Raw genomic sequence first — 15,404 nt, 5'->3', positions numbered from 1 at the left:
CTATTCAACCTCTTTTATTTAATTCATAAAAAGAAAAGGCTATTATGAAACGTTTTCTAAATCTTGTTGTATATATACTTACCATACATGTTTCGGCTTTGCTGGTCGCAGGACTGTTTCGCCTGGTACTTTTCATCTCATCTTATCATCAGTTGACCTCTGAAGCCTTGTCGGATAAGACACTTCCGATGCTTGCTTTTGTGCATGGTGTCTGGTTTGACAATGTGATAGGCTGTTACATCCTTCTGTTGCCTCTGGTGGTTGCGGTAGTGTGTGGAGTTTGCAACTATTATGGGAAAGCGTTGTTTCGTTTCTTTACGTTCTTTTTCAGTGTCTTTTATGGATTGGTTTATTTAATCAGTGCGTCGGACATTCCTTATTTTGCCTATTTCTTTAAACATATCAACTCTTCCATATTCGAATGGTTCGGTTATGCGGGAACTACCGCCGGAATGATATTGGGGGAAAGTGCCTATTATCTGTCCATCGGATTATTCCTTCTCTTTCTGGCCGGATTCGTAGTTTGGCTTATCTATCTGGCGCGTTATTTCCATCATCGTAGCCTTGCCATTTCCGCTCCGTTTCCATCTTGGAAGCGAGGAGGGGCGGTTCTGATCGGTGCTTGCTTAATCGGACTCTGCATCTTTGGAATCCGGGGGCGTACAGGCTATAACCCGATCAAAGTAAGTGCGGCATATTTCTGTCAGGATGCTTTTCTCAATCAACTGGGAGTAAGTCCTACTTTTAACCTGCTGACGAGTGTGATGGATGATATGAGACCTGAAAATAAATACTTGCATCTGATGGATGAACAGGAAGCCATCACCAAGGCGCAAGCTCTGCTCAACCGGCCGGGGGAAGCGAATGTGTCACCGCTGGCTGTTTATAGGCATCCTTCGATGACGGATAGCGTACAACGGCACCGTCCTAATGTTGTATTGATTATGATGGAGTCTATGTCCTGCAAGTTTATGAAGCATTTCGGGCAATCGGAGACCTTGACTCCTTTCCTGGATAGCCTGTATACCCGTTCTATCAGTTTCCGCAATTTCTATTCCGCAGGAATCCATACGAACCACGGTTTGTATGCTACCTTGTATTCTTTTCCCGCTATGATGAAACGGAACCTGATGAAAGGCTCTGTCATTCCCCGCTATTCGGGACTGCCTACCGTATTGAAAGAAAACGGCTATTACAACCTTTTCTTTATGACGCATGAAGGGCAGTATGATAATATGAACGCTTTCTTCCGGACAAACGGCTATGATGAAGTGTTCTCACAAGAAAACTATCCGGCTGATAAGGTGGTGAATAGCTTTGGAGTGCAGGATGATTTCTTGTATGACTACGCAATTCCGGTATTGAATCAGCGGGCTGCCACCGGACAACCGTTTTTTGCTACGTTACTGTCCATCAGTAATCATCCGCCGTATGTGATACCTCCTTTCTTCCATCCGAAAACAAGTGAACCGGAGACACAGATCGTTGAGTATGCGGATTGGGCTTTGCGCCAGTTCTTTGAAGAGGCGCGTAAACAACCCTGGTTTGATAATACGATATTCGTATTGGAAGGGGATCATGGCAAACTGGTGGGAGACGCCGAATGTGAATTGCCGGAGTCTTATAACCATATTCCGCTGATGATTTACTCCAGCCGTATTCAGCCGGAAGAGAAAACTACATTTGGCGGTCAGGTAGATATACAGCCAACGATATTAGGGTTGTTGAATATTGATTATTTACAGAATAATTTTGGGGTAGACTTGTTGAAGGAAGAACGTCCCTGTATGTTCTATACTGCTGACAATATGGTGGTGGGACGCAATGATACGTTACTCTATCTTTATAATTACGAGACTCAGCAGGAACTTACTTATCATATAGGTAACGGCAAATTGAATGCTGTTCCGATGGATGATAGCTTTTTGCCTTTGAAAGAATATAGTTTTTCCATGCTCCAATCGGCGGAGTTCCTTGTGAAGCATGGAAAAACGCTTAATTCTATACCTTTCACTCAACAATAGGAGTAGTCGTTTCGGTATTTTCAGGCTGTTGTTTTTTAACGAACTTGTATATCTTGGCTATTTGCCGGAGTACTCGTTTAGGGGATTCATATACCTCCTCAAACTGATACCCTTCTTTCTCGAATTCGGGAAGATATTTCTCTGCATCATTCGTGCCGATTAACAAGAAACCTTCCGAAGGACGTTTCTCATAGAAGTTGTCGAGACGATTGTGCAGATAGAAATTGAGTTCGAAATAATGTACGGGGTCACCTGCTGCATGCAGACTTTCTTCAATGAATTCGTACATCGTTCCTTCGCTTTCCGGCGCAACCTTTTCTATTTCTGTAGCGATGAATTTGACCGACTTCGAATTTAATGCTGCCGGCTGATAAGCACCGTCCAATGCAAGGTATAATCCCATTGTAAGCACAACGAGAGCGTATAGGAAACGGTTGTTCAATGCATTTTTCCGTTGATAGAACCACCAGTAGATACCGAGAATGGTAGGAATGGCAATCAGGAATAAGGCCCCTGCTCCGCTGATATTCTGTATTGCACGCATGAAATTAATATTGTCCTGCGCGTGACGACCCTGGAAAATAGTTTCAGGGATGAGTCCGCATTTTAATACGATGAAGCAGGTGAACAGTAGCAGGCTGATTACTGCAAGAATACTTCCGTATACCTTGATGACTTTAGATTGCTTCTTGACCAGATAGAATAGATATTTGGCAAGGAAATAAGCAATGAAAGGATAGATCGGCATCAGATATACACTACGTTTGCTCTGCGGAATACAGTAGAAGACGAAGATTACAACGATACTGGTGAAAGAGAATAAATCCACCGGGTCCATATTCTTTATCCATGTGGTGAAGCGTTTCCACCAGGCTGCCGGTTGGATGCTGAATTTATGGTAAGTCAGGCTGAACAGGGAGAGCACGACTAACAGTGTCCAGGGAACGTATCCGGCAAATAGGGTCACAAAATTATAATGCCAGGGGTTCACGCATGAATTGTAACTCATGGTATTAGTCATACGACCGAAGTTTTCTTCCATAACTAATGCCAGGAACTCTTCTCCACCTTGTTGGTAAGCAGCGACATACCAGCAGAAAGGCAGGATGAGTGAAAGAATGGCCCAGGCGGAAAGTAACAAGAATGCTTTGAAGAAGTTGACACCCCGGAGTAACAAGAAGATGCCTACCACTAAACATGGAATGATAGTACCTACCGGTCCTTTAGTCAGTGTTCCGCAACTCATCAGGAGAATGGCCAGCCAGGGAATACCTTTGAGTCCCTTCTCATACCATTTGTAGAGACAATACAGAGCGCCAACGGTGAGTGCTGTCAATACCATATCCACCCGGCAGTTTGCTCCGGCCCGGTGCAACTCAAAATTAGTCAGGGTAATAAAGGCGGCCAACAACGCCAGTTCCACTCCTTTTCTTTTGGCAAAGAACAGAAAGCCGCAGAGGGTCATGGCGATCAGGGCGATGGCAGACGGCAAGCGGGAGGTCATTTCTGTGACTTGCCCTCCGTTTACTGCTGCCGAAACAGCGGCTATGCTCCAGTGGAAGAAAGGCGGTTTGTAAGCCATTTCTCCTCCGTTGTTTCTGGGTAAAATCCAGTTTCCGCTATCCAGCATGGAGTAGGAGACAATAGATTCGCGAGGCTCCCCTTTGGTGTGGTACTCCGATAAACCGAGGAAAGGCAGGATAGTAACTACGCAAATGACTAGTAACAGCCAGAAAGCTTTGTTTGAAGTCAATGTTTTCATCTTTATCTTATATTGAAATTTATGTTCTTTTATTTTCTGCCGAAGTCGGCCGGAATTTCTCCCCATTCTTTCGTTTCCCATTTCAGAATAGGGGTGGTATAGGTGTTTCCCTGCAACCATTTTTCTGCCCGTTCAATCAACAGAAAGAGTTCTTCTGTTTCCGGGGTCCGGGGGAGCTTGGTCTTGCACTTCTTCTGTCGTACCCAGCTGATGGCATTCGCGCTGTCACTGTAAATGGGCATATCGAAACCTTTCTTTTTCAACAACGCCAACCCGTGTACGATGGCTAGAAACTCGCCGATATTATTCGTGCCTTTCATCGGGCCGAAATGAAAAATCTCCTGACGGCTGGCAATGTGTACGCCGCGATATTCCATTGGTCCCGGATTACCGCTACAGGCTGCATCGACAGCCAGGCTATTGTCGATCACACAAGAGGGTAAAGTATCCGAAGAAGGTTTGGGACCTCCTGATTTAGCCTTTGCATTCTTGCCGATATAAGCATAGGGAGACATTGTCAACGCGCGTTCCGCTTCTTCGCGCGTGTCAAATGATTTGTATTTGGCAGCTTCATATCCTTTGATTTGAAGCTGGCAGTCTGTCCAGGAAGTATAAACTCCGGGGGTGACGCCTTCCCATACTACATAAAATTTCTGTTTAGCCATTTTTTCTGACGATAATTTTAGATAGTCAATGAATTGACGCTGCGAAGGTACAAATATATTCTCTAACTGAACAAGTTAGGGGGGCTACTTGTTATAAAAAAAAGAGAGTTTTAAGAATATAAAATAAGAAAGGAACTATGATGGAAAGATCTTTTAGTGAAGCTTTGAAACAACGTCGAACTTACTATTCAATTACTAATCAGTCACCTATATCCGATCAGGAAATCGAATGTATCGTTAATATGACCGTGCGCCATGTGCCGTCGGCATTCAATTCGCAATCTACCCGTGTGGTACTTCTATTGGGAGAATCGCATAAGAAATTGTGGCAGATTGTGAAGGACGCATTAAAGAAGATTGTACCGGCTGAAGCGTTTGTCAAGACAGAAGAGAAGATAGATCATTCCTTTGCCTGTGGTTATGGAACTGTACTGTTCTTTGAGGATCAAAAAGTGGTGAAAGGACTTCAGGAGGCTTTCCCGTCTTATCAGGAGAATTTCCCGGGATGGTCATTGCAGACTTCTGCCATGCACCAGTTAGCTATCTGGGTGATGCTCGAAGATGTAGGTTTCGGAGCGTCGCTGCAACACTATAACCCGTTGATTGATGAAGAAGTGCGCCGTGCATGGGATTTGCCGGAACATTGGCATCTGATTGCGGAAATGCCGTTCGGACTTCCTGTCGGCAAACCGGGTGAAAAAGAATTCCAGCCGCTTGAAGAACGGGTGAGAATCTTTAAATAAATCGGGAATGAAGAATGAATAATGAAGAATTGGATGGCATAATGGCTAAAATTCTTTATTCTTCATTCTTCATTCTTCATTAAATGATTAATTTTGTGAGCAAAATTAATCATTTATGGTTCGTATCTTCCTTACCGGCTATATGGGTGCCGGAAAAACGACGTTGGGTAAGGCTTTTGCCCGGCATATGAATATACCGTTCATCGATCTGGACTGGTATATTGAAGAGCGTTTTCACAAAACCGTTGGAGAATTATTCATTGAACGAGGCGAAACAGGATTCAGGGAGCTGGAGAGAAATATGCTCCATGAAGTAGCCGAGTTTGAGAATGTGGTAATTTCGACGGGGGGGGGAGCGCCTTGTTTTTATGATAATATGGATTTTATGAACCGGACCGGAAAGACTGTTTTTCTGGAGGTGCATCCGGATGTGTTGTTCAGGCGCTTGCGTGTGGCTAAACAACAACGTCCTATTCTTCAGGGTAAAGAGGATGAAGAACTGAAAGCGTTCATTGTTCAGGCACTCGAGAAGCGTGCTCCTTTTTATCATCAGGCACAATATATCTTTAATGCAGACGAATTGGAAGATCGTTGGCAGATTGAAACATCGGTGCAATGTTTGCGACAACTTTTGGGATTGTAGAAGTAACAGTCGTTATATTTTGTGTAATCGTTATTTGGAAAGCTGTGGAATGTGTGTAATTTGTGCCTGATAATGAATGATTATTGGGAGGAATTTTGCTGTATTCAGAAATCAGGTAGTTGTGATGTTCTCTTTTTGTTGGAACTTCGTTTTTTTTGAGACTCTTGTTTGTGCATTCGGTCAATATTTGTACCTTGCACTCGTTATGAGATTTTTTATTGACTAGTAACACAAAATTAAGGTAAAGTTCTATATCATGAAAACTTTAAAAGAGAAATTTGGGGAGTTATCCGCTAAAATTAAAGCATCCGGACAGCCTGCAAGGGTATGGTTTCCGCAGTATACACCGGCTTCATTGTTAAGTGCGGAAAACTGGTGGGAAGCATTGGCTGTATGTGAATATGCTTTGGACACAAAAGAAGACGAGAAATTAACAGAAGATTTTTTTGAACTGATATTCAGTGCTTTTGACTGTAACGTAGAGGTGGAACTCAACGCGGAAGAATATGAATTCTGGTGGGAAAAGGTGATGCAGGTATGCGACCGTGTGGCAGAGTTTAGCGGTGCGGGATGGGCGCAGAAGGGTGCACAATATTCCGAAGCCCGTTATGGAAAGCGGGACATGAGTTATTTGTTTCCATACTACGAGAAGGCCGCCGATATGGGTTGGGCTGAAGCGGAAGCAACTGTTGCCTATTGGCGATACATGGGATTCTATTGTGAACAAGATAAAGAAGAGGGTGAACGGCGTTTTGCAGCTCTCACTTCTCCCGAAGCTATTTTATGGGGAAAGCATTATCGTGCTTTTGCCGAAGAATTTACAGGGGATAAAGCAAAGGCATTACAGATACGGAATGAACTGCTTGCCGAACTGCCTGAAGGAGAGCGTTTGCGTGCTCATGTATATGCAGCGTTGGGGGATGCACTCGACAGGGCGGAAGGTAACGTGGCAGAGGAAGCTGCTTATTACGAAAAAGCCCTGGAAATAGTTCCCAATCTTTATAGTCTTAAAAATCTGGCTACGCTTTATTTCCGTTATCCGGAACTGAATAAACCGAAAGAACTGTGCTTTGAACTTTGGGAAAAGGCTTGGCATGCCGGTGTGTGGTCTGCCGCCAATTTCCTGGGATATAACTATCAGGAGGAGGAATGGCTGGATATGCCTAAGGCGATTGAATGGCTGGAAAAGGGCATGCTTTATTGTGAACCATACAGTGCGTATGAACTGGCATTGATCTACCTGTATAATGATGAATATAAGAACGTGGAACGTGGACTGATGTGTCTGAACCGTTGCGTGGAAGATAACTATATACAAGGTATCGAAGGACTGGCCAATGTCTATTTCAACGGTGACTTGGTGCCGGAAGACATGAATCGCGCGAAGGAGTTGCTGGAGAAAGCCATTGAGTTGGGTTCGGGAAGTGCAGCTTATCGTTTGGGCTGGATGTATGAACGTGGCTTCTTGTCTGAAGAACCGGATTATGTGAAGGCTTTAGAGTTTTATGAAAAAGCGGCTTCACTGAATAATGCCGATGGGTATTGCCGTGTAGCTCTTTATCTGGCTAATGGATATAGCGGTGTGAAGGACCCTGTAAAATCAAGGGAATATTATGAAAAAGCGGCCGAACTGGGTGCTTGCTTTGCCCTTGTGGAACTGGCATTCTTATATGAGAATGGCGATGTAGTGGAGAAGAATTATGAAAAGTCATTTGAACTGATTAGCAAGGCGGCCGAACAGGGTTATCCTTATGCAATGTTCCGTGTAGGACTTTATATGGAAAAGGGTGTTCTTGGCGAAGTGAAACCGGAAGAGGCTTTCGCTTGGTATACAAAGGCGGCTGAAGCGGACGATAATGATGCGATCTTTGCTTTGGGACGTTGCTATAGAGAAGGTATCGGAACGGAAGAAAACTGGGATAAGGCACTCGAATGGTTTAGTAAAGGGGCGGAAAAGAATGAAGCCCGTTGTCTGACGGAACTGGGGATGGCTTATGAGAACGGCAATGGCGTGGAAGAGAATCCTCAAAAGGCAGTGGAATATATGATGAAGGCTGCCGAGCAGGACTATGGTTATGCGCAGTTTAAGATGGGAGATTATTATTTCTTCGGTTGCGGTCCCTGTCTGGAAGATAATAAAACGGCTGTGGAATGGTATGACAAGGCGGTGGCTAATGAGATTCCGATGGCTATGTTGCGTATGGGTGAGTATTATCTGTATGATTATGACAGCCTGAATGAGTCGGAAAAGGCTTTTGCTTATTTCAAGAAAGCTGCCGAGTATGAATGGTACAGTGAAGGACTGGGTATCTGTTATGAAATGGGTATCGGAGTGGAAGATAATGAAACGGAGGCTTTTAAATATTATACACTGGCTGCGGATAATGGGAATACGATGAGTATGTATCGTACCGGACTTTGCTATTATAACGGAGTAGGTGTGAAGCAGAATTATGCCGAAGCTTATCGCTGGTTTACGGATGCGGCGGGGCATGAGAATATCGCTGCGACTTATTATCTGGGTAAGATGATGATGTATGGCGAAGGTTGTAACCCTGATCCGGAAGCTGCGGTGCAATGGTTGCTGAAAGCTGCCGAGAAAAACAACGATAAAGCGCAATTTGAACTTGGAAATGCCTATCTGACAGGAAATGGTGTGGAAGAAAACGATGAAATAGCCATGGAGTGGTTCGAAAAGGCCGCAGAGAATGGCAATGAGAAAGCTCTTAAAATCACCGGAAGGAGGAGGAAGTAGAAGAGGAACATGGAAAAAGAAGGAAATAATCTGTTTCAGGTCAATCTTAAAGGTATGATTGCCCTGTTGTCAGAGCACATTTATAGTAACCCGAATACTTTTGTTCGCGAACTGTTGCAGAATTGCGTAGATGCCATCACGGCACTACGCAATATTGACGAGAATTACAAAGGTCGCATCGATGTCTTTCTGAATGAGGACAAGACAGTGGTATTCCGGGATAATGGTATCGGACTGAAAGAGGAGGAAGTTTATCGTTTTCTGACTGTTATCGGGGAGAGTTCAAAGCGGGATACTCCCGATGCGGACGATTTTATCGGAAGGTTCGGTATCGGATTGTTGTCTTGTTTTGTGGTGACTAATGAAATCACCGTAGAGAGCCGTTCGGCAATGGGCGGACAACCTGTTTGCTGGTGTGGAAAAGTGGATGGGACGTATCAGCTGACTTTATCAGACGAAGAACGGCCCATCGGGTCGCAGGTGGTATTGCACCCGAAAGGAGACTGGATGCATCTTTTTGAATATGAAACGTTTAAGAAGATACTGGTGAGTTACGGGGAAGTGTTGCCGTATCCTATCTATCTGCATTATCAGGGGGAGGAGGAGTTGGTAAATACGCCTTCACCTGTATGGCTTGACCCGAAGGCGACTCGTAAGGAGTTGCTGGATTATGGGGCGAAAGTGTTTCAGTCGTCTGCTCTCGATGCTTTCCGGATCTATACTGAAAGCGGCAAAGTGGAAGGGGTGCTTTATGTCCTGCCTTTCCGTACGCAATTTTCAGTGCGCAACTCTCATAAGGTCTATCTCAAGCGTATGCTGTTGAGCGAGGATGATTGCAATCTGTTGCCGTCGTGGGCTTTCTTTATCCGTTGTCTGGTGAATGCGGACGGGTTGCTGTCTACTGCTTCCCGGGAGTCTTTGGTGAGTAATGACCAGCTGAAGGATGCCCGAAAAGAAATCGGGGTGGCTATCAAGGATTATCTGCGGGGATTGGTGCAGAATGACCGTGCCATGTTCAACCGGATTCTGGATGTTCATCACTTTCATATCAAGGCGATTGCTTCGGAGGATAATGAATTGCTCCGTTTGTTTATGGATTACCTTCCTTTTGAAACCAATAAGGGGTTGCGTAGCTTTGGAAATATTCGTTCGGCAAGCAATGTGATATGCTATACCAAGAATCTGGAGGATTTCCGGCAAGTGCGGCGTATAGCCGGAGCACAGGGTTGGCTGGTCGTGAATGCTGCTTATACGTTTGATGAAACTTTGTTGAAAAAGTATGTCCGTCTGAATCCGGAACTTACTTTGGATGAAATATCTCCTTCACGGTTGCTGGAGCAGTTTGGTGAAGTGGAGGCGAACCAGGAATCTCAGGCTTTTGAGGTGAAAGCGAACGAACTGTTGAAACGGTTTGGCTGTATCTGTCGTCTGAAGCATTTTACTCCGGTAGATATTCCGGTTATTTTTGTGGCGGAGGAAAAGGAGAATGCCGCTAAAAGTGCTAATAACCCGTTGGCGGCTGTGTTGGGGGCTGTGAATACTGCAAAGCTGATTCCGCCGACACTCACTTTCAATGCGGATAATGAAATGGTGCAGACCTTATTGCAAATACAAGGAGACAATAAACTGTTTCGGCATGTGGTGCATATATTGTATGTACAGTCGCTTCTGCAAGGTAAATATCCGGTAAACAGCGAAGAAATGGAGCTTTTCAACCATTCGCTAAGTGAACTGATGACTTCGAAAATGAATGATTTTATAAATTTCCTGAATTAAAGAAAGAGAATGAGATACACACTTGAAATACAAAAATTGCTGTTGCAGACACAGAATAAGAACCTGCATCCCCGCGAAAAAGCCAATCTGTTGAAAGAAGCCATCCGTATCGCTGATGAGAACGAGGATGTGGAATGGGCTACGGAGATGAGACTGGATCTTATTTATGAACTGAATCTTCTCTCGGCGGATGCTGAGGAGATTACCGTGTTCTCTAAAATTCTGGATGATTACGAGAATCACAAGGATGTGATCAAGGAAGATGACTTGTTGTGGAAATATAAGTGGATATGGGCTTGTACGTTCGATCTTCCGGAGATTCCGATGGAACAGGTGCAGGCAGTCGGGGAGGATTATAAAAAACGTATCCTCCGGAACGGATATTCTTTGCGGAGCTATTATCACCGCTGGTCTGTGGAATGTGTCTGGATGCGGCAGTATGACAAGGCGAAAGAATACATTGATAAAATGTTGAATGAGAAGATAGACGATCAGTCGTGTGAGGCTTGTGAATTGAACTTTATGCTGGATTATTATCTGGAAACAGGACAGTTTGATGAGGCTTACAGCCGCGCGCAACCGTTGATTAATAAGCAGGTCACTTGTTATGAGGCTAATCTGCGGGCCTACTTGAAACTTTCTTATTATGCGCAGAAAGCAGGTAAACCGGAAATTGCCGCTGATATGTGTGCACGTGCCGAAGAAGCGTTGGTAGGAAGGGAGAAGGATGAATATCTTTTGCTCTATCTGGGATTGTTTATTGCCTATTATATGATGACGAAGCCGGAAAGGGCTTGGGAATATGTCGAACGGTGTATCGGTTGGAGTTTGCGTACGAATACGTTGAAGAGTTATCGTTTCTCCTGTGATATGGTAGAGGCTTTGAAGTATGAAACTCGTCCGGAAGTCTCGTTGTCTTTGCCGGAAGAGTTTCCTCTTTATCGTCCGGATGGAATTTATCAGGTAAACGAACTTCGCAATTATTTCTATCAACAGGCAGAGGAGCTGGCACATCGCTATGACGCCCGTAACGGAAATAGTGGTTATCTGGACCGTTTGAAAGATTTAATGTCTAATTAATTGCCAACATGTAGATTAATCCGTATTTTTGCCGTCCAATTATTTACTAAAAACACTGAATAACAGAAAATGAGAAAGTGGCGTATTGAAGATTCTGAGGAACTCTACAACATCACAGGTTGGGGCACCTCGTACTTTGGTATTAATGACAAGGGTCATGTTGTTGTTACACCTCGTAGAGACGGGGTGTCTGTCGATTTGAAAGAACTGGTCGATGAGTTACAATTGCGTGATGTGGCAGCTCCCATGCTGGTGCGTTTTCCGGATATTTTGGACAACCGTATTGAGAAGATGTCGTCCTGCTTTAAACAGGCAGCCGAGGAGTATGGTTATAAAGCCGAGAACTTTATTATCTATCCGATTAAAGTCAACCAGATGCGCCCCGTGGTGGAAGAGATTATCAGCCATGGAAAGAAGTTCAATCTCGGACTGGAAGCCGGTTCCAAACCGGAACTCCATGCGGTGATTGCTGTCAATACGGATTCTGACTCATTAATTGTATGTAACGGATATAAAGACGAAAGCTATATTGAACTGGCTTTGCTTGCCCAGAAAATGGGTAAACGTATTTTCCTCGTTGTAGAGAAGATGAACGAACTGAAGCTGATTGCAAAGATGGCAAAACAGCTGAATGTGCAGCCTAACATCGGCATACGTATCAAACTCGCTTCTTCCGGGAGCGGAAAGTGGGAAGAGTCGGGAGGGGATGCCAGCAAATTCGGTTTGACTTCCAGTGAACTTCTCGAAGCGCTCGACTTTCTGGATAGCAAAGGGTTGAAGGATTGTCTGAAACTGATTCATTTCCATATCGGCAGTCAAGTGACAAAGATACGTCGTATCAAAACGGCTTTGCGTGAGGCTTCACAATTCTATGTGCAGCTGCATTCGATGGGATTCAACGTCGAATTTGTCGATATTGGTGGTGGACTGGGAGTGGATTATGACGGAACCCGTTCGTCTAATAGTGAAGGTAGCGTGAATTATTCCATTCAGGAATATGTAAACGACTCTATTTCTACTCTGGTGGACGTGAGCGATAAAAATGGCATCCCACACCCGAATATCATAACGGAGAGTGGACGTGCACTGACGGCACATCATTCCGTTCTTATCTTTGAGGTACTTGAAACTGCTACCTTGCCCGAATGGGATGACGAGGAAGAGATTGCTCCGGATGCTCATGAACTGGTGCAGGAACTGTATGGTATCTGGGATACACTGAATCAGAACAAGATGTTGGAAGCATGGCATGATGCGCAGCAGATCAGGGAGGAAGCGCTGGACTTGTTCAGTCATGGAATCGTAGATCTGAAAACCCGTGCACAAATTGAGCGTCTGTATTGGTCTATTACGCGTGAGATTAATCAGATTGCCGGTGGTTTGAAGCACGCGCCCGATGAATTCCGCGGACTGTCTAAATTGCTTGCCGATAAATATTTCTGTAACTTCTCGCTCTTTCAGTCGCTTCCCGACTCTTGGGCGATCGACCAGATATTCCCGATCATGCCTATCCAGCGACTGGATGAGAAACCGGAACGTTCGGCTACTTTGCAGGATATTACCTGTGATTCGGACGGTAAAATTGCTAATTTTATTTCTACCCGTAACGTTTCCCATTATCTGCCCGTACATACACTGAAAAAAACGGAGCCCTACTATGTAGCTGTGTTCCTGGTCGGTGCTTATCAGGAGATTCTGGGAGATATGCACAATTTGTTCGGTGATACGAATGCCGTGCATGTTTCGGTGAACGAGAAAGGATATAATATCGAACAGATTATTGATGGAGAAACGGTAGCGGAGGTGTTGGACTATGTACAGTACAATCCGAAGAAGCTGGTACGTACACTCGAAACCTGGGTGACGAAGTCGGTGAAAGAAGGAAAGATCTCTTTGGAAGAAGGAAAAGAATTCCTTTCCAACTATCGTTCAGGGCTTTACGGATATACTTATTTGGAATAACCGGCAAGGTGCCGGAGCCGGATTCTCCATTCGGTGAACTTATTAGAAATCAAGAAATGAGAGAAAAACTAACAGTTATTAAGGTGGGTGGCAAAATCGTAGAAGAGGAAGCCACCCTTCGTCAGTTGTTAAATGACTTTGCCGCTATCGCCGGACATAAAGTATTGGTTCACGGTGGTGGTCGTTCGGCTACAAAGATTGCCGCGCAACTGGGTATTGAAAGCAAAATGGTAAATGGTCGTCGGATTACCGATGCCGAAACTTTGAAGGTCGTAACGATGGTATACGGCGGATTAGTGAATAAAAATATTGTGGCAGGTCTGCAAGCACGCGGAGTCAATGCACTCGGATTGACCGGGGCGGATATGAACGTGATCCGTTCGGTGAAACGTCCGGTGAAAGAGGTAGACTACGGTTTTGTGGGTGATGTGGAAAAGGTGGACGCTACTTTGTTATCCGATTTGATACATAAGGGAGTGGTTCCGGTAATGGCTCCATTGACGCATGACGGACACGGCAATATGCTGAACACGAATGCAGATACCATTGCCGGAGAAACGGCGAAAGCGTTGTCGGCCCTGTTTGATGTGACATTGGTATATTGTTTTGAGAAGAAAGGCGTGTTGCGTGACGAGAATGATGACGACAGTGTGATTCCCCAAATCACCCGTGCCGAATTTGAACAATATGTAGCTGATGGCGTTATTCAGGGAGGTATGATTCCCAAGTTGGAGAATTCTTTTGAAGCAATAAATGCAGGAGTATCTGAAGTGGTAATCACCTTAGCATCAGCGATTAATAACTCTGGTGGAACAAGAATAAAAAAATAATTCAAAAAAAAGTAGTGGGCGACTGTAACTTTTCATATCCTAGCCCGTCATTATTATAGAGATGCAAGAAATCAGCTTCCGAAACGATATTTTGCCGTTGAAGGATAAACTCTTTCGATTGGCTCTCAGAATCACCCTGGATAGGGCCGAAGCCGAGGATGTCGTTCAGGACACCATGATAAGAGTGTGGAATAAGCGTGATGAGTGGTCTCAATTTGAATCGGTCGAAGCCTATTGCCTGACAGTGGCAAAGAATCTGGCGATAGATCGAAGTCAAAAGAAAGAAGCTCAAAACGTGGAACTCACCCCCGAAATGGAGGAAGAACCTGATGCAAACAGTCCGTATGACCAGATGATTCATGATGAAAGAATGAACATTATTAATAGACTGGTAAACGAACTTCCCGAAAAACAGCGGCTTATCATGCAACTGAGGGACATTGAAGGTGAAAGCTATAAGAAAATTGCAGGGTTGCTGAATCTGACAGAGGAACAAGTGAAAGTGAACCTCTTCAGAGCCAGACAAAAAGTAAAACAAAGGTATTTAAAAATTGACGAATATGGATTATAAGGATATAGAACAGCTTCTGGAGCGATACTGGCAATGCGAAACTTCCGTTGAGGAGGAAGCAACATTGCGCGACTTCTTCGCAAAGGAGGAAGTTCCGGCTCATTTGCTTCGCTATAAAAACCTGTTTGTTTATCAACAGGTTCAGCAGGAAGTAGGACTGGGCGAAGACTTTGATACACGTATTCTGGCAGAGGTGGAGCCTACGGTCGTAAAAGCGAAACGCTTGACACTGATCGGTCGTTTTATTCCTCTATTCAAAGCCGCTGCCGTGATTGCAATCATCCTTTCTTTGGGGAATGTGGCACAACATTCTTTCTCCGGAGATGACGGAAGTGTATTGGCAACGGATACCATTGGTAAACAAGTAACAGCACCATCGGTCGCTATCTCAAATGATGTGAAAGCGGAACAGGTTCTGGCTGATAGCCTGGCGAAGATCAACCATAAGGTGCAAGTTATAAACGAATAGACATTTTCATTTGCTTTAAACATATAATATAGTTAGTGTGCTTAATTAAAACAACAACGAAGGCGAAACTGTGAAGTTTTCAATTCTCTCAAATTTTTATAATGAAACTAACTAAATAAATGGG

12 protein-coding genes are annotated in these 15,404 nt (G+C 44.4%); 10 read left to right on the top strand and 2 right to left on the bottom strand.

Translation table 11 applies throughout. The features are described 5' to 3' along the window. The first annotated feature begins 44 nt into the window (after window positions 1-44). Window positions 45-2,024 carry an LTA synthase family protein gene (locus CJF29_RS22470; RefSeq protein WP_099146874.1) on the top strand — a complete coding sequence of 660 codons (1,980 nt, stop codon included), beginning with the start codon at window positions 45-47 and terminating at the stop codon, window positions 2,022-2,024. On the opposite strand, the gene CJF29_RS22465 is transcribed toward CJF29_RS22470, so the two are convergent. Further along, complete coding sequence (locus CJF29_RS22465; RefSeq protein WP_074558243.1) at window positions 2,011-3,786, bottom strand: ArnT family glycosyltransferase; 1,776 nt, start codon at window positions 3,784-3,786, stop codon at window positions 2,011-2,013. The genes CJF29_RS22470 and CJF29_RS22465 overlap by 14 nt on opposite strands. A gap of 29 nt (window positions 3,787-3,815) precedes the next feature. After that, complete coding sequence (locus tag CJF29_RS22460) at window positions 3,816-4,451, bottom strand: viroplasmin family protein (protein ID WP_004324363.1); 636 nt, start codon at window positions 4,449-4,451, stop codon at window positions 3,816-3,818. Window positions 4,452-4,591: 140 nt separating this feature from the next. Here CJF29_RS22460 and CJF29_RS22455 point away from each other — a divergent pair, with 140 nt between their 5' ends. From CJF29_RS22455 to CJF29_RS22415, 9 genes are all read left to right on the top strand, one after another. Further along, window positions 4,592-5,194: a nitroreductase family protein gene (locus tag CJF29_RS22455; RefSeq protein WP_032842880.1), complete on the top strand. Its 603-nt coding sequence runs from the start codon at window positions 4,592-4,594 to the stop codon at window positions 5,192-5,194. 115 nt (window positions 5,195-5,309) lie between these two features. Then, the gene (locus CJF29_RS22450) at window positions 5,310-5,837 is read left to right on the top strand and encodes a shikimate kinase (protein WP_099146873.1); all 528 of its coding nucleotides are present in this window, start codon (window positions 5,310-5,312) and stop codon (window positions 5,835-5,837) included. A gap of 256 nt (window positions 5,838-6,093) precedes the next feature. Then, the gene (locus CJF29_RS22445) at window positions 6,094-8,592 is read left to right on the top strand and encodes a tetratricopeptide repeat protein (RefSeq protein ID WP_099146872.1); all 2,499 of its coding nucleotides are present in this window, start codon (window positions 6,094-6,096) and stop codon (window positions 8,590-8,592) included. 9 nt (window positions 8,593-8,601) lie between these two features. After that, window positions 8,602-10,368 (top strand): HSP90 family protein, encoded by a 1,767-nt coding sequence (locus CJF29_RS22440; protein ID WP_074638726.1) that lies wholly within the window; start codon window positions 8,602-8,604, stop codon window positions 10,366-10,368. 9 nt (window positions 10,369-10,377) lie between these two features. Further along, window positions 10,378-11,448 carry a hypothetical protein gene (locus tag CJF29_RS22435; RefSeq protein ID WP_074638725.1) on the top strand — a complete coding sequence of 357 codons (1,071 nt, stop codon included), beginning with the start codon at window positions 10,378-10,380 and terminating at the stop codon, window positions 11,446-11,448. Window positions 11,449-11,517: 69 nt separating this feature from the next. Further along, window positions 11,518-13,410 (top strand): biosynthetic arginine decarboxylase, encoded by a 1,893-nt coding sequence (gene speA / locus CJF29_RS22430; protein WP_074558252.1) that lies wholly within the window; start codon window positions 11,518-11,520, stop codon window positions 13,408-13,410. A gap of 56 nt (window positions 13,411-13,466) precedes the next feature. Further along, entirely contained in the window at window positions 13,467-14,240 is a 774-nt protein-coding gene (argB, locus tag CJF29_RS22425) for an acetylglutamate kinase (protein ID WP_032852239.1), read from the top strand. Between the two features lie 61 nt (window positions 14,241-14,301). Then, entirely contained in the window at window positions 14,302-14,811 is a 510-nt protein-coding gene (locus CJF29_RS22420) for an RNA polymerase sigma factor (RefSeq protein WP_004309451.1), read from the top strand. Next, complete coding sequence (locus CJF29_RS22415) at window positions 14,801-15,280, top strand: hypothetical protein (RefSeq protein ID WP_074558254.1); 480 nt, start codon at window positions 14,801-14,803, stop codon at window positions 15,278-15,280. The genes CJF29_RS22420 and CJF29_RS22415 overlap by 11 nt, the downstream gene beginning before the upstream one ends. Window positions 15,281-15,404 lie beyond the last annotated feature (124 nt).

The sequence above is a fragment of the Bacteroides celer genome (genome assembly GCF_002632415.2).
GTDB lineage: Bacteria > Bacteroidota > Bacteroidia > Bacteroidales > Bacteroidaceae > Bacteroides.
This window is presented reverse-complemented; position numbering and strand designations above follow the sequence as displayed.

Coding starts and splice junctions, on each gene's coding strand:
- CJF29_RS22440 (WP_074638726.1), top strand. CDS start 8,602: ATGGAAAAAGAAGGAAATAATCTGTTTCAGGTCAATCTTAAAGGTATG.
- argB (WP_032852239.1), top strand. CDS start 13,467: ATGAGAGAAAAACTAACAGTTATTAAGGTGGGTGGCAAAATCGTAGAA.
- speA (WP_074558252.1), top strand. CDS start 11,518: ATGAGAAAGTGGCGTATTGAAGATTCTGAGGAACTCTACAACATCACA.
- CJF29_RS22435 (WP_074638725.1), top strand. CDS start 10,378: ATGAGATACACACTTGAAATACAAAAATTGCTGTTGCAGACACAGAAT.
- CJF29_RS22420 (WP_004309451.1), top strand. CDS start 14,302: ATGCAAGAAATCAGCTTCCGAAACGATATTTTGCCGTTGAAGGATAAA.
- CJF29_RS22465 (WP_074558243.1), bottom strand. CDS start 3,786: ATGAAAACATTGACTTCAAACAAAGCTTTCTGGCTGTTACTAGTCATT.
- CJF29_RS22445 (WP_099146872.1), top strand. CDS start 6,094: ATGAAAACTTTAAAAGAGAAATTTGGGGAGTTATCCGCTAAAATTAAA.
- CJF29_RS22470 (WP_099146874.1), top strand. CDS start 45: ATGAAACGTTTTCTAAATCTTGTTGTATATATACTTACCATACATGTT.
- CJF29_RS22415 (WP_074558254.1), top strand. CDS start 14,801: ATGGATTATAAGGATATAGAACAGCTTCTGGAGCGATACTGGCAATGC.
- CJF29_RS22460 (WP_004324363.1), bottom strand. CDS start 4,451: ATGGCTAAACAGAAATTTTATGTAGTATGGGAAGGCGTCACCCCCGGA.
- CJF29_RS22450 (WP_099146873.1), top strand. CDS start 5,310: ATGGTTCGTATCTTCCTTACCGGCTATATGGGTGCCGGAAAAACGACG.
- CJF29_RS22455 (WP_032842880.1), top strand. CDS start 4,592: ATGGAAAGATCTTTTAGTGAAGCTTTGAAACAACGTCGAACTTACTAT.